Source organism: Psychroserpens citreus, assembly GCF_055686305.1.
In genome coordinates, this window is sequence record NZ_CM145999.1 from 2,240,145 (window position 1) to 2,263,691 (window position 23,547).

Sequence of the window (23,547 nt, forward strand, 5' to 3'; positions counted from 1 at the left end):
GGTTTAAGCACTTAATATGAAGTCACAAGACATTCGAAATACATTTTTAAACTTCTTTGAAGCTAAAAAACACAGTATCGTTCCTTCTGCACCTATGGTCTTAAAAGATGATCCTACCTTAATGTTTGTTAACTCTGGTATGGCACCATTTAAAGAATTTTTCCTCGGAAATGCTCAACCCAAAAATAACCGTCTAACAGATACTCAAAAATGCCTTCGTGTATCTGGTAAACATAACGATTTGGAAGAAGTAGGTTATGATACCTATCATCATACCTTATTCGAAATGCTAGGAAACTGGAGTTTTGGAGATTATTTTAAAAAGGATGCTATTGCATGGGCTTGGGAGCTACTCACTGAGAATTACGGTATTGACAAAGACATGCTTTATGTTACAGTTTTTGAAGGAAGTGATGATGCTGATGATTTACCTATGGATCAAGAGGCTTATGATTTTTGGAAGGAGTTGATTTCTGAAGATCGTATTCTCATGGGAAATAAAAAGGATAATTTCTGGGAAATGGGAGAGCAGGGACCTTGTGGTCCGTGTAGTGAGATACATGTGGATATTCGTTCTGAAGAAGAAAAAGCTAAAGTTGATGGGAAATCACTTGTTAATATGGATCACCCACAAGTGGTAGAAATCTGGAACTTGGTCTTTATGCAATACAACCGAAAGGCTGATAAATCTCTAGAAAATTTACCTGATAAGCACATCGATACAGGTATGGGGTTTGAACGTTTATGTATGGTTCTACAGGGTGTGCAGTCTAATTATGATACGGATGTTTTTACACCAATTATTCGAGAGATAGAGACTATAACACATAAAGATTATGGTAAGGAAGATAAAGTAGATGTAGCTATTCGAGTGATTTCAGATCATGTGCGTGCTGTTGCATTTTCTATTGCCGACGGACAATTACCTAGCAATACAGGAGCAGGATATGTGATTCGTAGAATTTTACGTCGTGCTGTACGTTACGGATTTACATTTTTAGATAAGAATGAACCTTTTATTTATAGATTAGTCGATGTGCTTGTCAAGAAAATGGGTAAAGCATTCCCTGAACTAAAAGAGCAACGTCAGCTTATAGAAAATGTAATCAAAGAAGAAGAGGCATCGTTTTTAAGAACTTTAGATCAAGGATTGGTGCTATTAGATCGTATTGTTGAGAATGCTAAAACCAAAGAAATCTCGGGGTCAAAAGTATTTGAACTAAAAGATACCTATGGGTTTCCTGAAGATTTAACTGATTTGATTCTTCGCGAAAAAGGCTATACCTATAATGCTGAAGAATTTGAGAAAAGACTCAAAGAACAACAAAAGAGAGGAAAGCAAGCTTCAGAATTAAAATCGGATGACTGGACCGTTCTAATTGAAGATGAAGAACAAGAATTTATTGGTTATGATACCCTTGAAGCTCACGTGAAGATTACCAAATATAGAAAGGTAACCTCTAAAAAAGATGGTGAGCTTTACCAGTTAGTATTCAATATCACACCCTTTTATGCTGAAGGAGGAGGTCAAGTTGGAGATAAAGGTTATTTAGAAGATACTCATGGAGATGTAGTGTATATTATAGATACAAAAAGAGAGAATAATGTTGCAATTCATTTTGCTAAGAATTTACCTAAACATATTAATGAAGTCTTTAAAGCTTCGGTAGATGTTAAACAGCGTTATAGAACCGAGTGCAATCATACTGCAACGCATTTATTGCATCAGGCACTTCGTGAAGTCTTAGGAACTCACGTAGAGCAAAAAGGTTCTGCTGTGCATTCTAAATATTTGCGTTTTGATTTTTCGCATTTCTCTAAACTTACTGTTGAAGAGTTACGTGAAGTAGAAAATTTTGTAAATCGTCGTGTCGATGGAAGATTACCATTAAATGAGCAACGAAATATCCCAATGCAACAAGCTATTAATGAAGGCGCAATGGCCTTATTTGGCGAGAAATATGGTGATACAGTGCGTACGGTTAGGTTTGGACAATCTATAGAATTATGCGGAGGTACTCACGTAAAAAACACTGGTGATATCTGGCATTTTAAAATTGTGTCTGAAGGTGCAGTTGCTGCAGGTATTCGTCGTATTGAAGCCATTACAAGTGATGCTGTTAAAGATTTCTATCATGAAAATAATAGAGCCTATTTCGAAATGAGAGATATGCTTAATAATGCAAAAGAACCTGTAAAAGCACTTCAAAGTTTACAAGATGAAAATGCAAGTCTTAAAAAGCAAATTGAAGCCCTTCTTAAAGACAAAGCCAAATCAATAAAAGGCAATTTAAAGAATGAGTTAACAGAAGTTAATGGCGTTAAATTTTTAGCTAAAAAGTTAGATTTAGATGCGTCTGGTATTAAAGATGTGTGTTTTGAACTGGGTAGTCAGTTTGATGATTTGTTTCTTCTATTTGGAGCCGAAAACAATGGCAAAGCTATTTTGTCTTGTTATATTTCAAAAGAATTGGTAGCGAGCAACGAATTAAATGCAGGAACAATCGTTAGAGAACTAGGTAAATATATACAAGGCGGTGGTGGAGGCCAACCTTTCTTTGCTACAGCTGGAGGTAAAAATCCTCAAGGTATTGAGGAAGCACTCAAAGCAGCCAAATCATATTTGATGTAATAAAGGCTCATGCCAATAACATAGTTTTACAAGAATGTCACACTGAGCGCAGTTGAAGTGTTAGTTTTTAATGAAATGAATTTTCAAACACACATACCTCTAAAAAAACAACAGCATAATCTTATCGATTATAATTCTAAGATTTTATTGTTGGGTTCTTGTTTCTCTGATCATATCGGCGAAAAGTTTGAGTATTTTAAATTTCAGAAACTACAAAATCCGTTTGGAATATTGTTTCATCCATTAGCTATTGAAGGATTAATAACCAATGTTATTAATCAGAAAGAATATATTTCAGATGACACCTTCTTTCATAATGAACAATGGCACAGCTTTGAAGCACATTCTTGTTTGAGTAATATTTCGCAAGAGCAATGTATTCAGACTTTAAATGAACATACTAAAAAGGCTTATCAATTTATAAAAGGCGCATCACACCTCATTATAACATTAGGAACAGCTTGGGCCTATCGTTTTATAGAAACCGATAGTTATGTTGCCAATTGTCATAAGGTTCCACAGAAAAAATTCTTAAAAGAATTATTACCAGTATCTCAAATTACTGAATCTATAGAAGCTACTATAAGTTTGGTGAAAAGCATTAATCCAGAAGTTACTTTTATTTTTACTGTTTCTCCTGTACGTCATATTAAAGATGGTTTTATTGAAAATACACAAAGTAAATCACATCTCTTTTCTGCAATTCATAATGTCGTTGAACCTAGACATAAGGTTCATTATTTTCCATCCTATGAGATTATGATGGATGAACTTCGAGACTATAGATTTTATACTGAAGATATGTTGCATCCCAATGTGACGGCTATAAATTATATTTGGGATCGTTTTCAACATGTTTGGATTTCTGAGGATGCCCAGACAACAATGAACGATGTTGATGCCATTCAAAAAGGCTTATCTCATCGTCCGTTTAACCCAAATTCTGACGCGCATCTTACATTTCTTCAACAATTAAAAGATAAGCAAGCCCTTGTAGAATCTAAGTTTTCGCATATCATATTCTAAAAATACGTCATTTGTCGTATTGTCTTGCCTTCTATTTTATAGCAAATTTGTCTCATTATTAACCACAAAATTATTCAACAATGAGAAATTTTAAACACCTTATGTTATTTGTAATGGTAGGATCATTACTAAGTTTAACATCATGTTCAAGTGATGACGATGGCGGAGGATCAGGTAGCGCTGGTGCAGGGACCATCGTAGCAAAAATTGATGGCACATCATTTCAATCGATGTCAATTTCATCTACAGCAACTATTGCAAACAATGGCCAAAACCTTGTTATTATAGGTTCTAATAGTGATGGAAGAGCTTTTTCATTTACTGTTTTTGGCTATGCTGGAACTGGTACTTATCCAATTGGAGGTGGAGCCAATATCGCTAATGGCGCATCTTACACTGAAACGGATGTGGATTTAAACAACCCGCAAAACACGACTACTGAAATTTGGCAAGCGCCTTATGACGATACGCAAGTAGGAGAATTACGCGTGTCTGAACAAACAGAAACAACGCTTAAAGGAACTTTCGATTTTACCTGTAAAAATGTAGGAGGTGATCAATCTGTTAAAACAATTACAGACGGTTCTTTTAATCTTGATATTCAAGTAGTAAACTAACTTCGGTTTATTATGAAAAAGCTATTAATTCAAATGAAGTATTTAGCAGTAGTTATACTCTTATTGAGTATAACTACACTGAATGCTCAAAAAGCAGAAGCGCCAGATCAAAGTTATGAGCTTGGTGCTAAAATTAATGATATGACCATTACTGAGGGAGGAACTGTTGTGGTTGCTACAAATGATGGTTTAGTTGGAATAAAACCAGGTCAAGAAGGTCTACTATTTAATTTTACAGATTATGGTCGTGTTAAGCCAGAAGAATTGAATTTCATTCCTAGAGCGCCATACGTAGTGGTAGGACAAACTGGTTTTGGAGGTTTACAAACTAAAAGCGCAGTCATTGATTACATGTCTGGGAAAGTGTTGTTTAGTACGGAGAAAAATGGATGGAAAGCCATAGGTATGTCTAAAGTATTAATGCCGTCTAATAAGTTAATTGTAAGTGGACAACGTAAGGCAAAGGAAAAATATGCGCAAGCGGTTGCGATTTATGACCTAAATACTGGAGATCAAATAAGCTTCTATACCTTTAAAGGATCACGACAAGTTATGGGGCAACCATTGGTGCTCTCAGATGGTGTTATCATACCTACAACCAAAGGACTTATGAAGATCGATATGACTTCTGGTAATGTACTTTGGGAAAATGAATTAAAATATATCGGCTGGATGGTTGCAGATGATACCGAGAAAGATATTTATGCATTTGCTTCAACTTCAAATAAAAAAAATACTAAGATTTATAAAATTGGATCTAATGGAGCGTCTACTTGGGCAGACGAACGAAAAGTAAAAGGAAATATCTCTAATTTTCAAATTTTACCTCAGGGGATAGCCGTTGTTAGTGATGTTGCAAGTTCTGGAAAGAAAGGTCTTGGTAAACTTGCAGCTGCAAAACCAGAATCTAAAATTACATTGCTTAGTGCTGCTAATGGGGAAGATTTATGGGAAAAAGCACCAAAAACAAAAGGCTATGTTCAACATTTTTACATCATGGATGATGGTATCCTCTTCGGAATTCGAGAAGGCGGAATAAATAAAATCTCATATGATGGAACTACGTTGTTTAAAAAGCCATTAAAGACCGGAGAAAATATATTGACAATGGCCACAACACCACAGGGATTAATTTATATCACTTCGGAAGATGCAAATATTGTGAATTTAGAAACAGGAGAACAGGTATGGAATAAACCCTTAAAGTTTAAAAGAGCAGATGTAGTGAGTTCAGATTATGATAAAAAGAATGATAGATATTTAATTTCTGCCGATGAAAAATTGTATAGCATCGATGCTAATTCTGGGACTTCAGAATTGTTAACAGAAGCCAGTTTTGAAGGAAAAGAAGATCCAACTTCTGTCGAGGTTAGAGATAGGGGAATTTTATTGACATCTGATCAAAATATGATGATGCTAGATTGGAATGGAGAATCTTCTTGGCATGAATATAAGCGCGCACCTGGGAAAAGTGCTTTTGGAGCTATTTTAGCAGGCGCAACTGCACTTGCTGCAGCTACGGCGTCAGTGTCGGCATCGTATGAAGCGAACATGTATGAGAGAAATAGAATTGGTCAGTATACGTCGAGAGGTGAACGACTAAATAATTTATCCGCAGGAATGTCTGCGGCTGCTGGCGCATCGGTTGCTGAAATGTTAAAGCGATTTAAAGCGACATCTGCAACGCAAAACTCTCAATTTGTACTCACTAAACTGGAGGATGGTGTTGGTCTTGTAAAACTGAATAAAGATACAGGAGTTACTGAAAAAGAAATTATACTAAAGGATAAAAAGCCTGAATATAAAGTAGATGAATTTGGAGGTTATTTGTATTACAAAGCCAATGACAAAACCATTTATGCTTACAATCTTAATAATTAAATCTTGTTGTTGAGATTATGATTAGGCGTGATTTCTAATGAGTTACGCTTAATCTTTTTTAATTGCTTCTTGTCGAAAAAATCGTACGTCACTATGAATAAGTTATATATTCGTCATGCTATTAATCAATTTTTTAAAAGAGCGTCAGCTAATTTTGTTGTCCCAAAAGGCCTTTCAAATCTGATGCTTTTTTTGTACCCTAAAATGAAATTTGGATATACAATTATATTTGTGTTGTGTGCCACTTTCTCTGGCATTTCTCAAAACTTAGATAGTCTTCTTACTGTTGCCAGACATACAAAAAACGATTCTGCAAAAATCAGAATGTTTAATAAGATAGCTTTTAGTTACATTTTTAATGATACCGATAAAGCATTGCAGGTTATCAACGAAGGAAAAGCATTAGCTCAAGCTGCCCAATTTAACTTTGGACTTACAGAACTTACCAATACACATGGTATCTACATGGATGTGACAGGGAAATCAGATTCTGCAGGTTATTACTTTGAAAAGGCTTTAAAAATGAGCCGAACACATACATTTAAAAATATAGAATCTATGTGTATCAATAATCTTGGAATGTACCATTGGAACCGAGGAAATTATGACGAAGCTTTAGATTATTTTTTTCAATCCTTAAAAATGAATGAAGACGTCAATGATGAAAAATCTACAGCATCATCATTGAATAATATAGGATTAATTTATCAAGAAATGAATCTTACTGAAAAAGCTTTGAGCTATCATCAACGTGCCTTGGCTGTTAGAGAAAAATATGATCTGAAGAATGAGCAAATAGCGTCTTATAATAATATTGGTATTAACCTTAAAGATCTGGGTAGAATAGATGAAGCGATTGCTACATATAAGAAAGGGATTGTACTTGCAGAGAACGAAAATAATTTGATCGATTATTACAAATTATTAGACAATTTAGCTAATGCTTACAATGAAAAGGGAAACTTAGATATGGCGTTATCTACATACCTTAAAGCACTTGATAGACCAGAAGGATACAAAGCCGAAGAGAAGAGTCAAATAGCTGCAATAAATAATATTGCTACACTCTATAATGAATTGAATAAACCGAAACTTGCAATGGTGTATTCAAGAAAAGGCTTTGATTTAGTAGATAAATATCCTGAAGCCAAACTTATTTCTGCAGATTTACATTTGACTACAGCTGAGAGTTATTTTATGCTTAATGATTTTTATAAAGCAAGGCATCATAGAAAACAATTTAATACTTTAAAAGATTCTATATTTTCTGAAAGTAATGCGAAAGCAATGGCAGATTTAGAGGTGAAATATGACACTGAAAAAAAAGAACGAGAGATTTTAGTTCAACGTGCCGAATTGGCCGAAAATGAACTCACTATACAGCGTCGTGACTACCAGGTTTATAGTTTGATAGGTGTAGCTGTCATTTTAGGTTTATTAGGTTTTTTGTTTTATAACCAACAAAAATTAAAAAACAAACAGCTTCAAAAAGAAAACGAATTAAAGGATGCGCTCATTAAAATTGAAACACAAAATCGCCTGCAAGAGCAACGATTAAGAATTAGTCGTGATTTGCATGATAATATTGGTGCTCAGTTAACTTTTATCATTTCTTCAATTGATAATCTTAAATATGGTTTTGATATTAAGGACAAGAAACTTACTCATAAATTAGATAGTATCAGTCAATTTACTTCTGCAACAATTTATGAGTTGCGTGATACAATTTGGGCAATGAATAAATCTGAAATTTCTGTAGAAGATTTACAATCTCGAATATCTAATTTTATAGAAAAGGCTAATGCAGCAGCACTTGGTATAAGATTTCAATTTACAACGTCTGTTGAAAATATTAGAGATTATAATTTTAGTTCTGTGGAAGGAATGAATATCTATAGGGTGATTCAGGAAAGCGTTAATAATGCTATTAAACACTCAGAAGCAGACAATATTGTCGTTAATTTTTCATCAGCAAATAAAAGAATGATTTTTAAGGTTAGTGACAACGGAAAAGGATTTAATTTAAAAGACACCGATAACGGAAATGGATTGAATAACATGCAGCAACGTATACGTAATATTGGTGGTGAAATTCAGATTAATTCTCAAAAAAATAGGGGCACTGAAATTTTAATAACTATTTAAGACCAGTAAAAGTTGTATCTTCATATTGCTATTGATCAACCAATTTACAAATGAAACAATTTTTATTCGCACTTTTCCTTACGTCCCCATTTTTTTTATTAGCCAAACAAAATTCTAGATTAGATAGCTTGCTTATAGCGTCTAAAACAGATCATGGAAAAGCATTAGTTCATAACTACAATGAGATATCATGGGAGTATAAAAACTCTAATGCCGATAGCGCTTTGTTTTATGGAAAAAAAGCACTCAAAATTGCAGAATCTATTAAGGATGATAAAGCAATAGCTTCGGCATATAATAGTATAGCAAGTAGTTATGAAGCCTTATCGCAATTGGATATGGCTCTAGATTTTCATCAAAAAAGTCTGGATATCAAAACGCAAATAAAAGATACTATTGGTATCGCTAATACGCTAAATAATTTAGGGATAATTTATGATACAAAAGGGAATTATACTAAGGCCTTAGAAAGTTATTTTAATGCGCTAAGAATTTATGAAGATTATTCTACTGAATTTCAAAAAGTGCCAATGGTTTATGTTAATATTGGTATTGTTTACAAAAAACAGAAAGCCTACGATAAAGTTTTAGAATACTATAAAAAAGCTCTTGAAATTTATGAAGAGAATGACTATTTCGTTGGAGTTGCCATTACTACGGGTAATGTGGGTTCTGTTCTTTTAAACCTTGAAAGATATGAGGAGTCTATCAATTATTCACTAAAGGCAGAACAATTATATGATAGCTTGGGGTATTCTCGTTATATGCCATATATGCGTGTTAATATAGCTATTGCTAAAGACAGCTTGAAGCAATATGGTAGTGCAAAAAAAGATTACTTGTCTTCGATTAATGCATTTACTAAAGACAATAATTTATATGAGTTATCAAATGCTAAAGTTAATTTAGCGCATAACTACATTTCAAGTAATGATTTTCTTAAAGCTAAAAAAGAACTAGAAGAGGCAATAGATATAACAAGACATAATGACTTCAAAGAAATAGAAATAAAAGCCCTAAAGCAATTATCTGTAGTTGGCGCTGCAATTGGTGATTACAAAGATGCTTTTAAATATTTAAGTGCTTATACTATTGAGAAAGATAGCGTCTTTGAAACCGAAAAAACAAGAACTGTTTTTGAACTAGAAAAGAAGTATCAAACAGAAAAAAAAGAAAAAGAGATCCTTTCCCAACGAGCTGATCTAGCAGAAAAGGAGTTAAATATTAGTAAAAAAAATACGCAGTTAATGATTTTGGGTGTATTAGCGGCAATATTATCTTTATTAGGCTATTTGTTTTACAATCAACAAAAGCTTAAAAACAAACAACTTCAAAAAGAAAATGAGCTTAAGGACGCCTTAATTAAGATTGAGACACAAAACCGTTTACAAGAACAACGTCTTAGAATTAGTAGAGATTTACATGATAATATTGGAGCACAACTCACTTTTATTATTTCCTCGATTGATAATCTGAAATATGGATTTGATATTAAAGATGATAAATTAACAAATAAATTAGATCGAATAAGTGAATTTACTTCAACAACTATTTATGAATTGCGCGATACGATTTGGGCAATGAATACATCCGAAATTTCTGTAGAAGATTTACAGTCTCGTATATCAAATTTCATTGATAATGCTGATGCTGCATCACATGGGGTTGCCTTTCAGTTTAATTGGAATGAAGCAGAAAATAGAGAGTACTCCTTTAATTCAGTTGAAGGCATGAATATCTATCGTATTATTCAAGAAAGTATTAATAATGCTCTAAAATATGCTAATGCAAAACATGTATCTGTAGATTTTTCAGCAGGTAAGGAAGGCTTTGTTTTTAAAGTTTCAGATGATGGTAAAGGATTTGATACAAAGCATACAGCATTGGGAAATGGTATAAATAATATGAGGAAGCGTGCCCATGATATTGATGCTGATATCGATATTGTTTCAGAAGAAAATAGAGGCACAACAATTACGCTAACTACCAAGGTTTGATAAATACGTCAAATGTCGTATGTTCTATTTCCTGAATATACACTATCTTATAAGTCCTAAACAAATAATCATATGGCCATTAAAATTGCGATAGTTGACGATAACACATTCTTGATTAACACGGTTAAAGAAAAATTGTCTTTTTTTGAGGATTTTAGTGTCAAATTTACAGCTGTGAATGGTTCAGATTTTCTAGTGAAATTAGAAGAAAATCACAATCTTGACCTTATCTTAATGGATATTGAAATGCCAATATTAAATGGTATAGAAACCACTGAAATTATCAAAAAAAAATATCCGCATATTAAGATTATTATGCTTACAACATTTGACAATGATGAGCATATTTTTAACGCAATTAAAGCAGGAGCAGATGGCTATTTACTCAAAGAGATAAATGCTAAAAATCTTCATGATGGTATAGTTGAAACATTAAATGGAGGTGCAGCTATGAATCCGTCTATAGCTTTAAAAACCTTAAAGTTGCTACGAAATCCATTGAGTATTGAAAACGAGAAAGATAAAGAAGATATTAAATTAACAAACAGAGAAACAGAAGTATTAGAACATTTAAGTAAAGGGCTTAATTATATTCAGATTTCCGAAAACTTGATTGTCTCAAAAGGTACGGTTAGGAAACATATTGAGAATATCTATAAAAAGCTTCAGGTACATAACAAGTTAGAAGCTGTTCAAAAAGCTAAGCGTAATAACCTTATTTAACTCTTACACTTTTTGGAACTAATTTGGTGTAATCACCATGGTTTCTTATCACATCTCTAACTATAGAGGAGGAAATATAAGAGGTGCTCGCTGCAGTTAGTAAAAATACAGTTTCTATTGGTGCTAAATCTCTATTAGTGTGCGCAATGGCCTTTTCAAATTCAAAATCTGCCGGATTACGTAAACCTCTTAATATAAACTCAACGTTATTTTTTTTACAGAAATCAACAGTTAAACCTTCATAAGTCACCACTGAAACTTTAGGCTCTTCTTTAAACGCTTCTTGAATAAATTGTCGACGTTCTTCTAATGAGAACATATATTTTTTTTCAGCATTGATACCTATAGCAACAATAACCTCGTCAAACAGAGTGACACTACGTTTAATAATATCATAATGACCTAATGTAATTGGATCAAAAGATCCTGGAAAGATGGCTCGCTTCATACAATTAATTCTATTACAAAGATAATTATTAATTTTTGAGTGCTTCTTCAATTGCGTTTTCAAAGAGTTCACTCATACTAATGCCAGCTTCTGCAGCTTGTTGAGGTAATATGCTGGCTGCAGTTAAACCAGGAACAGTATTAACCTCCAAAAGATGGGGTTCTCCATTTTTAAAAATATATTCACTTCTGCTGAACCCTTGTAAACGCAATACTTCGTAGACTTTTTTAGCAATAACTCTCACTTTTTCCTCATCATTTTTATCAAGTCGAGCTGGTGTTATTTCTTGTGATTCACCTAAATATTTTGCTTTATAATCAAAGAAGTCATTTTCTGAGACGATTTCAGTAATTGGTAACACAATAATATCTCCTTTAAAATTAATAACGCCAACAGAAACCTCTGTACCATCTAAAAAGGCTTCAATAATAACTTCATCATCTTCTTTAAATGCAATGTCCAAGGCTTCATGAAGATCTTCCTTTTTATAAACTTTAGTAATTCCAAAACTGCTACCAGCACGATTCGCTTTCACAAAGCAAGGTAATCCAACTTTAGTTACTATAGCATCTTCATCAATAGCATCTCCTAAATTCACAAAATAGGATTCAGCCATTTTAATTCCATAAGGTTTTAAAGCGCTGAGACAATCTCGTTTGTTAAAGGTTAGGGCTGCTTGATACATCCCGCAACTTGTTTGAGGAATATCCAATAACTCAAAATAACCTTGCATATAGCCATCTTCTCCTGGTGATCCATGAATAGCATTAAAGACACAGTCAAATGTGATTTTGGTTTCATTCACTAAAACCGAAAAATCATTTTTATCTACAGGGAATTCTTCGTTAAAATCATTAACAAAAACCCATTTGTCTTTAAAAATATGAATGCGATATGTATTATATAGGTCACGATTTAAAGTCTCATAGACGACTTGTCCACTTTTTAGAGAGATTTCATATTCACTTGAAAATCCCCCCATGATAATTGCTATGTTTTTTTTCATTGACATCAAGTTTATTAATACTAAATGAACGTTTTGAGCTTATATTATTTTTAATTGGCAATAAACCATCAAATTCTCAGTTAAGCTAAAATACCAAATAAACCCATAATAAAAACGCTTTCGTTTTTATATATTTGTCCCATAGCAAAATAAATTCATGAGTGTTATAAGATTTCTTAAAAGTAAAACCTTTTTTAAACAATTAGGATTAGCCATAGTCGCTTTATTAGTAATTGTGTTTTTAACAATGCAATATCTCAAGAGTACAACTAACCATGGTGAGTTTATTAAGGTTCCTGATTTAAAAGGAAAGACTTTAGAGACTGTTGAAATCGAATTGGATGACAACGATCTTGTGATGGAAATTCAGGACTCGGCTAATTATAATCCGAAATACCCTAAGTTTTCTGTTATTGAGCAATATCCTAAAGCTGGTGCTCAAGTTAAAGAAGATCGAAAAATTTATTTAACCTTAAATCCGTCAGGATACCGAAAAGTTGCTGTTCCAAATATTGTTAGAAAAACCTTCCGTCAAGCAAAACCTACACTACAAACCTTAGGATTTAAAGTCGGAGAGATTACTTATGTAGATGATATAGGTAAAGATGAAGTGATTTCAATTAAATTTGAGGGCAAAACAATAAAAGCAGGAACAATGCTTCCGCTAACTTCAAAAATCGATGTCGTTTTAGGAAACGGGAAACGAGGATCGAACTAAAACGATGACTACAGAACATACAGCAGCCCAACAAAATGATGATGAATTATTTGAGCATCATGCGTTTACCGTAGATAAAGGTCAAGCGCCATTGCGTATAGATAAATACCTGATGAATCGTATTGAAAATGCCACACGAAATAAAATTCAAACCGCAGCAAAAGATGGTAGTATTTATGTGAATGATGTTCAGGTAAAACAAAATTATAAGGTAAAACCTTTAGATAAAATTCGTGTACTATTCGAGCATCCGCCTTATGAGTATCTATTAACACCTGAAGATATTCCTTTAAACATTATTTACGAGGACGATGATTTATTGGTCCTCAACAAACCAGCAGGAATGGTTGTACATCCTGGACATGGAAATTATTCTGGAACACTAATTAATGCTTTAGTCTTTCATTTTGAAAACTTACCAAATAATTCGAGCGAACGACCAGGCTTAGTGCATCGTATTGATAAAGACACAAGCGGTTTACTTGTTGTGGCCAAAACCGAACAGGCTATGACGCATTTGTCGAAGCAGTTTTTTAATAAAACGAGTGAACGTGAATATATTGCTATTGTTTGGGGGAATGTAACCGAAGATGAAGGTACGATTGAAGGTCATATTGGTCGCCATCCAAAAAACAGATTGCAAAATACCGTTTTTGAAGGTGATGATGCAGATAAAGGAAAACCAGCTGTGACACATTATAAAGTCATTGAGCGTTTAGGTTATGTCACCTTGGTTTCGTGTAAATTAGAAACTGGACGTACACACCAAATACGTGTACATATGAAGCATATAGGACATACGCTTTTTAACGACGAGCGCTATGGTGGTGAAAAAATCTTAAAAGGCACAACGTTTTCAAAGTATAAGCAGTTTGTAGATAATTGTTTTAAGATTTTACCTAGACAAGCGCTTCATGCCAAGACGCTCGGATTTCAGCATCCTACAACTGGCGAGCAATTAAGTTTTGATTCACCTATCCCAGATGATATGCAGCAGTGCATCGAGAAATGGCGACATTATGCCACGCATATGCAGTAGTATTTGGGCGTTACCTTTTAATGCTTTGGAGCATTAAAAGGTCGGGCTCTCGCAAGTCGCTATCAAAGATGAGCTCCAACAACTCCTGCACAGAGCGCAGGCGAAGCGCTCCATCCTTAACTCAGTCATATAAATTAATTTTCGGGAATAAATTCATATGAGAGACTTCCGCCAGCACCTGTAGCGCCTGTATTTGATTCAATATACTCTTGAAAGTTTAGTGTGTTGCCATTACCATCGTAGTTGTATTCAAAAGTCTTTATTCCAGAAATTGATATAAAATTTGTTGTAAGATCAATATTTCTCCAATTAGTAACGCTTGGATGTTTTGTGGAAATATAGCGGTCTGGAAAATATTTTAAGTAAGAGTTCCAACCTTCAATATATGTGCCTAAAATATCTCCATTAGAATTTTCATCCCAAGATGTTACAATAGTTTGCCAAACATCATTAAAAGCTGAATTATAGTCTGTTTCTCTCAGAGTTAATCGACCTTCACTATCATGTTCGAACGTGACATAAGTCAGAAAATCATTTTCATTTGTTTCATAAACTTTATAAGACTTAGCTAATTGCCCTTCAAATTCAAATTTTACATACCTACTAGATTGAAATACGTCATTACTGTCAAAGGTTTCATAGAAGCATGTAAATTGATCATTATTTAAATATGTGAATGATAGTATTGAATACCCTAAATTAGTATTTGTGTCATCGAATGAAATTGGAGACTCAATAATTTCTATTAGTTGCCCAAGAGTATTATATGAATACTGTGCAGTTGTGTTTAAACTGTTGTTGTAGACCAAACTTTCAACACGATTTTCACTATTGTAGGTGTAACTTAATACAGTGGTGCTCCCACTAGATATGTTTGATAATAGAAATCCTGAATTTACGTTTTCTAAACTATCATTTGAGTCAGTGCAGGAAATAATTGAAATAATACTAAGAAACAAAAAAAGCTTTTTCATCACAATGGTTTTTATGAAAGTACAAAAATTAAAGTTGACATTTAGATTTATTAAAAAAATAAGTATGATATACATAGAATAAGATTATAATGCTATTGACATATTTAAAACAATAGGGTTGACAAGTCCCTTTTAGTGTTGTAAATTTGAAATAAAAATTTCTCTATATGAAATGAGCATGTGAAAGCATAATCACCAAAAAAAGTGATTATTAGCCAATAGCATGTGACCGTTGAAAAACAATAAACAAAAACACATGAAACTCGTATTATCTCCAGCAAAATCTTTAGACTTCGACAGTAAGCTTCCTACAACTAAAACAACCGAAGCTTGTTTTTTAAAACAATCTGAACGTTTAAATAAGTTGCTTAAAAAGAAATCGGCTCGAAGCTTATCTAAACTGATGAAAATTTCTGATAATTTAGGTCAGTTAAACTACCAACGCAATCAAGAGTGGACTTTACCATTTACAAAAGACAATGCCAGACCAGCCGTTTATGCTTTTAGTGGTGATGTGTATCGCGGATTAGATGCCTATACTATTGACGCAAATAAATTAGATAAACTTCAAGATAGTGTGCGCATCATTTCTGGATTATATGGCATTTTAAAGCCTTTAGATTTAATGCAACCTTACCGATTAGAAATGGGAACCAAGTTTCCGGTAGGAAAAAAGAAAAACTTATATGAGTTCTGGAAAAAGCAAGTCACTGAGGCATTAAATGCAGAGCTTGAAGAGGATGAAGTATTCTTAAATTTAGCGAGTAACGAATATTTTAAAGCTATTGATACAAAAGCTTTAAAAGTACCAGTTGTTACTGCTAATTTTAAAGATTTTAAGAATGGAGAATATAAAACCATTATGACCTTTGCTAAATTGGCTAGAGGATATATGACACGCTATGTTATTGATACTAATGCTAAGACAATTGAAGATATCAAGGGCTTTAATTATGAAAGCTATCGGTTTTCAGATGAATTATCAAATGATACAGAATTGGTCTTCACTAGATAATTAATGTTTCATCACAAACATCCATACAAACCTTTTATTCAAAAGGATACTACTAAGCTTATTGTTGGAACCTTGCCACCACCAAGATTTACTACTGGAGAATTGCACGAACGTGACGTTGATTTTTGTTATGGGAGTTATCATAATTCATTGTGGTTGTACATTGATGAAATTCACCAATTAGGATTGCGTTATGATAATTCTCAAGACGCAATTGATGAGCGTAAAGCGTTTTTAATCAAACATAAAATAGGTGTTTGCGATATTGTCGATAGTGCAGAACGAGATAAAATTGACGCTTCCGATTTAGGGATGCAAAATATCAAAATACGCGATGTGATTGGGTATCTCAAACAATATCCTAATATTGACACCCTATTGTTTACAGGAGGAAATAGTAAAAACGGACCAGAATATTTCTTTAGAAAGCATCTAAGAGATTACAAACTGAAACTAGAATTAGTCTCTAACGAGGTGCCACGTATTCATCAGTTTACTCTCTGTAATCATATCGAATGTCACACTGAGCACAATGAATCTAAATATCACACTGAGCGCAGTCGAAGTGCAAGTCCAAACGAAACCCAAAATGTCAGGTTGAACGCAGTCGAAACCTCTGTAAGAACCATAAAAACCGTATCTCTAACCTCAAGTTCAGGCGCAGCCAATATCTCTATAAGCCGAATTCCTTTATACAAACAATTGAAAGCAAAGAACCCAAATTTCAATACGTTTGATTTTAGAGTATTACAGTATAGTGAATTCTTGTAATTGTAACAAGATATTATAAATCTTCTAAGGGTGTAGTGTTATCCATCCAACTCCATTCTACGTCTTCCATAAACCACATATAGGCTTCATGATCACTAATATTCCAATCATTAAAGTCTTTCAAACTTTGAAATAAAACACGAGCAGTTTTGGCATTTGGTGATTCTAAAAGTGTTGTTATGTTTTTTATGAAATTTTTAGGTTTATTGGGGCATTTTTCAATATAGTTTAAAAACCATTTATGGTAAGGGAATAATACGCGATTATGAGCAAGTATGAGTCGGCCTGCAAATAAGCTTAATTGAGAAGCCGCTCGTGTCATGGTATAAATGTTGTTATGTCGGTTAGCTTCACCCATCAGCCAGTTTTGAATAAAAGCCATAGCATAAAATGACTTAATACGCTTATGGTGATTAGTTTCTGGATATATCGGTATTGAAGATAATAATGTGTCTAAATTATCTAATCGAGAATAGCCAAGGAAGGCACCATCAAATGCAGCTCTTGATGGCTCATTACCTGTTGCTGCTACCTTATTGAGATAATCCATATTGATGATTTTTCCATCCACAAAGCCACCGTCGTAGGTTGCCAAGTCTGTCCGATTTATAAATAAATTGCTTTCAGCATTGCAATTTTCATAAGTCTCATCTGTGGCAATAATCATAAAATCAACATCAGAATCAACTCTAGCATAACCTTTCGCTACAGAACCTCCAATAATAAGCCCAAGGAATCTAGGATCATTTTCATATGCATTGATTAGGTTCTTGATGGTGGTTTTATGATGTGGTAGGATATCAGTTCTCATAGCTCATGGACTAATTAGATGTGTTAATTAACTAAAGTTAACCCTTTTTTGATCGAATCAATTTCTTAATTAACGCAATTTGTCCCAAATGATAATGTGTATGCTCTATAATGCCATTAATATTAGCAAAGTAGTTGCCGTATTTAGGATCAACGAAGTCCGACCATATTTGAGTTTCTGGTATTGCTTCAATATGTTTTGCCAAAGTTTCAGCATTGGTGTAGATTGCGTCACGCATGTGCTGCCAGTCGTCTGCTGATTTAATTTCAGGGTGATCGTAACTAAACTTATCTCGTATTTCTAATGGTCGGTTGTGAAAGACTTCAATAATGCCTGTCACATAATAACTTACATGATAGGTGAGTGCTAAAATTGTATTGAGATCTTCAATTTTGGTATTAGCTTCTTCCCAAGTAACGTCAGATAGCAAGTCTTTAAGGTTCACACTGGTCCAATTGCCACCAAAATGAACGGCTCTAAAATGTTTGGCTAAGTGTTGCGACAGGTTCATAGTTGTTTTTATTTCCAAATTACATAAAAATAAGATTTATGTACGGATTCTAAAAACTATTTGTTTAGTATAGAAAATTTACTATATTTGAATATGAGAGAAAATTTTCTCCATTATGTTTGGCAATATAAAAAGTTTGATGTTCTCCTTATAGAAACTACGCAACATGAACCGTTGGAAATTATATCAGTAGGATTATTGAATCTGAATAGCGGTCCAGATTTTTTCAATGGTCGGTTGCGTATTGGAGAGCAACTTTGGGCTGGAAATATTGAAATTCATGTTAAATCTAGTGATTGGTTTCTTCATAATCATCAAAAAGATCCTGCTTACGATAATGTAATATTACATGTGGTGTATGAACATGATATAGATGTTTATAGAAGAGACAACTCCATAACACCAACATTAGAACTTAAAAACTATATCCATGAAGCACTATTATCTAAATATTACAACTTGTTTTCTAAACAAAAGTCATGGATAAATTGCGAACAAAATTTCACTGATGTTCCAAAATTTGAGATGGACAATTGGTTAGAGCGTCTATATTTTGAGCGATTAGAACGCAAGTCAGAAGTCATTTTCGGTTTATTGAAAACTTCAAATTATGATTGGGAAGCTGTTCTGTTTAAATTATTGGCTAAAAATTTCGGACTCAAAGTTAATGGTGATACATTTTTTAGCCTAGCTAATTCCATGGAATTTTCGGTTGTTAGAAAATTGCAATCACATTTGCACATGCTAGAAGCATTACTATTTGGGCAATCAGGTTTATTGGATAAGACTATAAAAGACAGCTACTATATACAACTTCAAAAAGACTATCAATTTTTAAAACAAAAGTTTCAGTTAGATTCTAGTGGTGTTTTTCCCTTAAAGTTTTTTAGGTTAAGACCTTCTAGTTTTCCAACTTTACGTTTGTCACAATTAGCTAGTTTGTATCATAATAACCAGCATTTGTTCTCGAAGATAGTTAATGCAAAGGAGTCATCCCAAATCTATTCGTTATTTAATGTCTCAAGTTCAACATTTTGGAATACTCATTATACATTTACGAGTAGTTCAACCCCATCAATTAAAAAACTAAGTCGGTCATTTATTGATTTAATAATCATCAATGCGATAATTCCCTTAAAATTTAGTTATGAGAAATATCATGGGAGCGTGAATGTTAATGCTATTTTAGATTTTATTAGGTTAATAGATTCAGAAAAAAATAAAATTATTGATGGTTTTAATAGAATGAATTATGATTCGAAATCGGCTATGAACTCTCAAGCATTGATTCAATTGAAAACCGAATATTGTGATCAACATCAATGTTTAAAATGTGCTATTGGAAATTCATTGTTAAACAAATAAAGTTTAAATTGCAGTGTGAAATTATTTTATCAAATACTGTACTATTTTCAGAAACGAGGCTATTATGTATGTCAGCGAATTGCTGATCGTTTGGGTATTAGAGCGAAAGTAGTTCGTACGTCATTCATCTATCTCACATTTGTTACAGTAGGCTTTGGTTTTGCATTATATTTATTTTTCGCCTTTTGGATAAAAATCAAAGACCTCATATATACTAAACGCTCATCAGTATTTGATTTATAAACTATGAATCCATTAATTAAACTATTTAGAGTTAAAATTTATACAGCAATTTTTTTATTAGTGCTGATATTGATTATTGGTGTGTTCGGTTTTAAAATCATGTCAGATTACTCCTGGATTGATTCTTTATACATGACAGTAATAACCATTACTACAGTTGGTTTTGGTGAGGTTCAGCCACTCGACGATAATGCTAAAATATTTACCATATTTTTAATTTTGGCAAGTGTTGTTATTCTTGGATATGCTATTACAGTGATAACCGAATATATTTTAAGTAAAAATGATTTTGAAGAACTAAAACAAAAAAAGATGCAAAAGAAAATTGATAGCTTCAAAAACCATATTATAATTTGCGGCTACGGAAGAAATGGGAAGCAGGCTGCAAAAAAGTTGTTAGCGTACAAAAAACCTTTTGTGGTCATTGAGAAAAACAAAGATGTATTGGATAAGTTTCAGAGTGAAATGATGCCTTTTGTTTTAGGAAATGCCAATGAAGATGAAGTTTTACTGCAGGCAGGTGTTGAAAGAGCTGAAACGCTAATCTCTGCCTTGCCTAATGATGCAGACAACTTATTTGTTGTATTGTCAGCCAGACAAATTAACAAAGAAATGAACATCATAAGTCGTGCTTCTCAGGAAACGTCTTATCAAAAATTGAAATTAGCAGGAGCTAATAATGTTATTTTACCAGATAGAATTGGTGGAGACCATATGGCTTCTTTAGTTGTAGTCCCAGATTTAATTGAGTTCATTGATAACTTATCAATTGTTGGAAAGGCTAACGTAAATATTGAAGAAGTCGCAGTAGAAAAATTGTTTTCTAGCTCAAAAATTGAAACTTTACGTCATTTAGATCTCCGTAAAAAAACGGGTTGTACGGTCATAGGTTATAAAGATGATGAGGGTGAATATATAGTTAACCCAGAAGCAGATATGCAATTACTACCCAATTCTAAAATAATCGTTTTAGGGAGACCAGAACAAATTCAAAAGCTGAATTCACTTTATGATATCGATTAAATAGCATGTCTTTTTAACAAGCATGGTTTTAAAAAGTCGTTTTTTTTTAGCATCTTGTGACTCTAATAACGAAACTAACTAACTTAAATAAATCAAGTATGAAGAAATATCTTCTTTCACTTTTTGCACTCGTATTACCAATATTAACCTTTGCTCAAGATGCCGAAAAAGGCGTTGACCAAATTATAGATGAAAAATTTGGAGATGCTACCGGCTGGTTTGTTCAAGCGATTTTTTATCAAATCGACTTTGGAGGTGGTGTTAAAGTGTTTTGGGTATTATTCCCTTTAATTATTGGAGCACTATACTTTACCTTTTATTTTAAAGGAATTAATCTCAGAGGCTTTCTTACGTCTGTAAATATAGTTAGAGGTAAGTATGATGATATAGATCATCACGAGTCTCTTGTTGGTGCAGGTGACTCTACGCCAGGAGGAGATGCTATTGAGACTATAGCTGTTGAAGGTCATGAAGGGGAAGTGTCACATTTCCAAGCCTTAACCGCTGCTTTATCTGCTACTGTTGGTTTAGGGAATATTGCAGGTGTGGCTATTGCTGTGTCTATTGGTGGCGCTGGAGCAACATTTTGGATGATAGTAGCTGGATTATTAGGTATGGCTTCTAAGTTTGTAGAATGTACACTTGGTGTGAAATATAGAGATATTGCTGAAGATGGGACTGTTTATGGAGGTCCAATGTATTATTTAACTAAAGGATTAAAGTCTAAAGGCTTAGGTGGACTAGGAAAAGTCTTAGCTGCTCTTTTTGCTGTATTCGTTATTGGAGGTTCTTTTGGAGGTGGAAATATGTTTCAAGTGAATCAGGCTTTCCAACTTGTTGAAAATATTACTGGTGGTAATGAATCATTCTTACATGGTAAAGGTTGGTTATTCGGATTAGTGATGTCTGTTTTTGTTGGTATCGTAATTATTGGCGGGATTAAGAAAATCGCTAAAGTGACAGATAAAATCGTGCCATTTATGGTTGTGATTTATGTTGCTGCATCTCTGTTTGTGATTATTGCTAAATATGATTTAATTGGTAGTGCTTTCTCTGCAATTTGGGATGGTGCTTTTAGCCCTGTTGGAATTGCTGGTGGTGCTGTAGGGGTTTTAGTGCAAGGATTTAGAAGAGCAGCGTTTTCTAACGAAGCGGGTGTTGGGTCTGCTTCTATTGCCCATTCTGCAGTTAAAACTAAATATGCAGCTAGTGAAGGAATGGTAGCTTTATTAGAACCATTTATTGATACGGTTGTCGTGTGTACAATGACTGCTCTTGTTCTAATTATCACAGGTTTTGTTGATCCATTAAATCCGCCTGCTAATGATGCTCAAGCAATTTTATTAACATCAAGTGCATTCGAATCTACAATTTCATGGTTCCCATATGTATTGACAGTGGCAGTAGTGTTATTTGCATTTAGTACTATGATTTCATGGTCATACTATGGATTTCAAGGTTGGGCTTACTTGTTTGGAAGAACAAAGAAAATGGAGTATACGTACAAGATTATATTTTGTGTATTCGTAGTTATTGGAGCAGCTGCTAGCCTTGGTTCAGTGATTGGTTTCTCAGATGCCATGATTTTTGCTATGATGGTTCCAAATATGATTGGACTCGTTATTCTAGCCCCAAAAGTAAGAGACGAATTAAATAAATATATGGCAGCTATAAAAGCTCGAAAATCTTAAATGATAATATGAAACATTTTAAATCCCACTTCATGTTTACAAAACAACAACGTAGTGGGATTTTTGCGTTAGTATTACTTATATTGATTACTCAAGGTCTATACTTTTTTATTGATTTTTCTTCAGAAGAGCTTGAGGTTAATTCATTATTGCTTACTGAGTTTAGAGCCGAAGTAGATGCGTTGCGCTCAGAGAAAATCACCAATAGTCAACCTAAAATATATCCTTTTAATCCAAATTATATTACCGACTATAAAGGTTATGCTTTGGGTATGTCAAGTGAAGAGATTGACAGATTGCATGCTTTCAGAAAGACAAATAAATGGGTCAATTCAGTAAAGGAATTTCAAATAGTGACAAAAGTTTCCGATTCGTTACTCGCTGAAATATCACCTTATTTTAAATTTCCTGAATGGGTAACCAACCCAAAGCCTAAGACTAAGTACTTAAATGATTATACTACGAATTCAAAGCTTAAAACTTTTGCTGAAAAGAAAGACTTAAATACAGCTTCGGCTGCTCAACTTAAACGTGTTTATGGAATTGGAGATAAATTGTCTGAACGTATTGTGAACTACAGAACGAAATCTGATGGTTTTATTGCAGATGTGCAGTTACAAGAAGTCTATGGGTTGTCTCCCGAAGTAATTGCACGCATACTAAACGAGTTTACAGTGAAAAGCGCAAAGCCAATTTCAACTATTAATGTGAATACTGCAACTCTAGATGAATTGGTTTCTATTAAATATATTGATTATGAAATTGCTCATAATATTATTGAACAACGTATACTTCGAGAGGGATTTAAGTCGTTCGACGAATTAACAAAAGTTAAAGATTTCCCAACTAAAAAAAGTGATATAATTAAGCTATATTTGACATTCGATTAATCATCAAATAAAAGAGCAGGT

General features: G+C 33.5%; 21 protein-coding genes. 16 read left to right on the forward strand and 5 right to left on the reverse strand.

The features are described 5' to 3' along the window. Window positions 1–16 precede the first annotated feature (16 nt). The 7 genes from alaS (at window position 17) to ACTU6T_RS10060 (ending at window position 11,021) form a co-directional block, all read left to right on the forward strand. The gene (gene alaS, locus ACTU6T_RS10030) at window positions 17–2,632 is read left to right on the forward strand and encodes an alanine--tRNA ligase (RefSeq protein WP_460218074.1); all 2,616 of its coding nucleotides are present in this window, start codon (window positions 17–19) and stop codon (window positions 2,630–2,632) included. A gap of 75 nt (window positions 2,633–2,707) precedes the next feature. Next, the gene (locus ACTU6T_RS10035; protein WP_460218075.1) at window positions 2,708–3,658 is read left to right on the forward strand and encodes a GSCFA domain-containing protein; all 951 of its coding nucleotides are present in this window, start codon (window positions 2,708–2,710) and stop codon (window positions 3,656–3,658) included. A gap of 80 nt (window positions 3,659–3,738) precedes the next feature. After that, complete coding sequence (locus tag ACTU6T_RS10040; protein WP_460218076.1) at window positions 3,739–4,275, forward strand: DUF6252 domain-containing protein; 537 nt, start codon at window positions 3,739–3,741, stop codon at window positions 4,273–4,275. 12 nt (window positions 4,276–4,287) lie between these two features. After that, a complete protein-coding gene (locus ACTU6T_RS10045) occupies window positions 4,288–6,156 on the forward strand; it encodes an outer membrane protein assembly factor BamB family protein (protein WP_460218077.1) in 1,869 nt (622 codons plus the stop codon). A 93-nt stretch (window positions 6,157–6,249) separates the two neighbouring features. Continuing rightward, window positions 6,250–8,301, forward strand: a complete 2,052-nt coding sequence (locus ACTU6T_RS10050; RefSeq protein ID WP_460218078.1) for an ATP-binding protein — start codon at window positions 6,250–6,252, stop codon at window positions 8,299–8,301. A 50-nt stretch (window positions 8,302–8,351) separates the two neighbouring features. After that, on the forward strand, window positions 8,352–10,298 hold the full coding sequence (locus ACTU6T_RS10055) for a tetratricopeptide repeat-containing sensor histidine kinase (RefSeq protein ID WP_460218079.1): 1,947 nt from the start codon (window positions 8,352–8,354) through the stop codon (window positions 10,296–10,298). A 72-nt stretch (window positions 10,299–10,370) separates the two neighbouring features. Next, the gene (locus ACTU6T_RS10060; RefSeq protein ID WP_460218080.1) at window positions 10,371–11,021 is read left to right on the forward strand and encodes a response regulator; all 651 of its coding nucleotides are present in this window, start codon (window positions 10,371–10,373) and stop codon (window positions 11,019–11,021) included. On the opposite strand, the gene coaD is transcribed toward ACTU6T_RS10060, so the two are convergent. Then, window positions 11,014–11,469: a pantetheine-phosphate adenylyltransferase gene (gene coaD / locus ACTU6T_RS10065; protein ID WP_460218081.1), complete on the reverse strand. Its 456-nt coding sequence runs from the start codon at window positions 11,467–11,469 to the stop codon at window positions 11,014–11,016. The two genes, ACTU6T_RS10060 and coaD, sit on opposite strands and share 8 nt — an antisense overlap. A 28-nt stretch (window positions 11,470–11,497) precedes the next feature. Then, on the reverse strand, window positions 11,498–12,475 hold the full coding sequence (locus tag ACTU6T_RS10070) for a D-alanine--D-alanine ligase (protein ID WP_460218082.1): 978 nt from the start codon (window positions 12,473–12,475) through the stop codon (window positions 11,498–11,500). A 157-nt stretch (window positions 12,476–12,632) separates the two neighbouring features. On the opposite strand from ACTU6T_RS10070, the gene ACTU6T_RS10075 reads away from it, so the two are divergent. After that, window positions 12,633–13,193 carry a PASTA domain-containing protein gene (locus ACTU6T_RS10075; protein ID WP_460218083.1) on the forward strand — a complete coding sequence of 187 codons (561 nt, stop codon included), beginning with the start codon at window positions 12,633–12,635 and terminating at the stop codon, window positions 13,191–13,193. A 4-nt stretch (window positions 13,194–13,197) separates the two neighbouring features. Next, entirely contained in the window at window positions 13,198–14,232 is a 1,035-nt protein-coding gene (locus ACTU6T_RS10080; protein WP_460218084.1) for an RluA family pseudouridine synthase, read from the forward strand. A gap of 134 nt (window positions 14,233–14,366) precedes the next feature. On the opposite strand, the gene ACTU6T_RS10085 is transcribed toward ACTU6T_RS10080, so the two are convergent. Further along, on the reverse strand, window positions 14,367–15,206 hold the full coding sequence (locus ACTU6T_RS10085; protein WP_460218085.1) for a hypothetical protein: 840 nt from the start codon (window positions 15,204–15,206) through the stop codon (window positions 14,367–14,369). A gap of 256 nt (window positions 15,207–15,462) precedes the next feature. Here ACTU6T_RS10085 and yaaA point away from each other — a divergent pair, with 256 nt between their 5' ends. Both yaaA and ACTU6T_RS10095 read left to right on the forward strand, forming a co-directional pair. Next, complete coding sequence (gene yaaA, locus ACTU6T_RS10090; RefSeq protein WP_460218086.1) at window positions 15,463–16,221, forward strand: peroxide stress protein YaaA; 759 nt, start codon at window positions 15,463–15,465, stop codon at window positions 16,219–16,221. 3 nt (window positions 16,222–16,224) lie between these two features. Continuing rightward, complete coding sequence (locus ACTU6T_RS10095) at window positions 16,225–16,992, forward strand: uracil-DNA glycosylase family protein (RefSeq protein ID WP_460218087.1); 768 nt, start codon at window positions 16,225–16,227, stop codon at window positions 16,990–16,992. Between the two features lie 13 nt (window positions 16,993–17,005). Here ACTU6T_RS10095 and ACTU6T_RS10100 read toward each other — a convergent pair whose 3' ends face one another. Beyond that, window positions 17,006–17,803 (reverse strand): nucleotidyltransferase domain-containing protein, encoded by a 798-nt coding sequence (locus ACTU6T_RS10100; RefSeq protein WP_460218088.1) that lies wholly within the window; start codon window positions 17,801–17,803, stop codon window positions 17,006–17,008. Window positions 17,804–17,840: 37 nt separating this feature from the next. Beyond that, a complete protein-coding gene (locus tag ACTU6T_RS10105; RefSeq protein ID WP_460218089.1) occupies window positions 17,841–18,314 on the reverse strand; it encodes a DUF1572 domain-containing protein in 474 nt (157 codons plus the stop codon). A gap of 93 nt (window positions 18,315–18,407) precedes the next feature. On the opposite strand from ACTU6T_RS10105, the gene ACTU6T_RS10110 reads away from it, so the two are divergent. The 5 genes from ACTU6T_RS10110 to ACTU6T_RS10130 all read left to right on the forward strand — a co-directional run bounded on the left by ACTU6T_RS10110 (window position 18,408) and on the right by ACTU6T_RS10130 (window position 23,526). Next, the gene (locus ACTU6T_RS10110) at window positions 18,408–19,679 is read left to right on the forward strand and encodes a DUF2851 family protein (RefSeq protein ID WP_460218090.1); all 1,272 of its coding nucleotides are present in this window, start codon (window positions 18,408–18,410) and stop codon (window positions 19,677–19,679) included. Window positions 19,680–19,694: 15 nt separating this feature from the next. Beyond that, window positions 19,695–19,922 carry a PspC domain-containing protein gene (locus tag ACTU6T_RS10115; RefSeq protein ID WP_460218091.1) on the forward strand — a complete coding sequence of 76 codons (228 nt, stop codon included), beginning with the start codon at window positions 19,695–19,697 and terminating at the stop codon, window positions 19,920–19,922. A 3-nt stretch (window positions 19,923–19,925) separates the two neighbouring features. Then, window positions 19,926–20,945: a potassium channel family protein gene (locus ACTU6T_RS10120; protein WP_460218092.1), complete on the forward strand. Its 1,020-nt coding sequence runs from the start codon at window positions 19,926–19,928 to the stop codon at window positions 20,943–20,945. A gap of 98 nt (window positions 20,946–21,043) precedes the next feature. Next, complete coding sequence (locus tag ACTU6T_RS10125) at window positions 21,044–22,636, forward strand: alanine/glycine:cation symporter family protein (RefSeq protein ID WP_460218093.1); 1,593 nt, start codon at window positions 21,044–21,046, stop codon at window positions 22,634–22,636. Between the two features lie 32 nt (window positions 22,637–22,668). Then, window positions 22,669–23,526, forward strand: coding sequence for a ComEA family DNA-binding protein (locus ACTU6T_RS10130; protein ID WP_460218094.1), 858 nt, complete (start codon window positions 22,669–22,671; stop codon window positions 23,524–23,526). Window positions 23,527–23,547 lie beyond the last annotated feature (21 nt).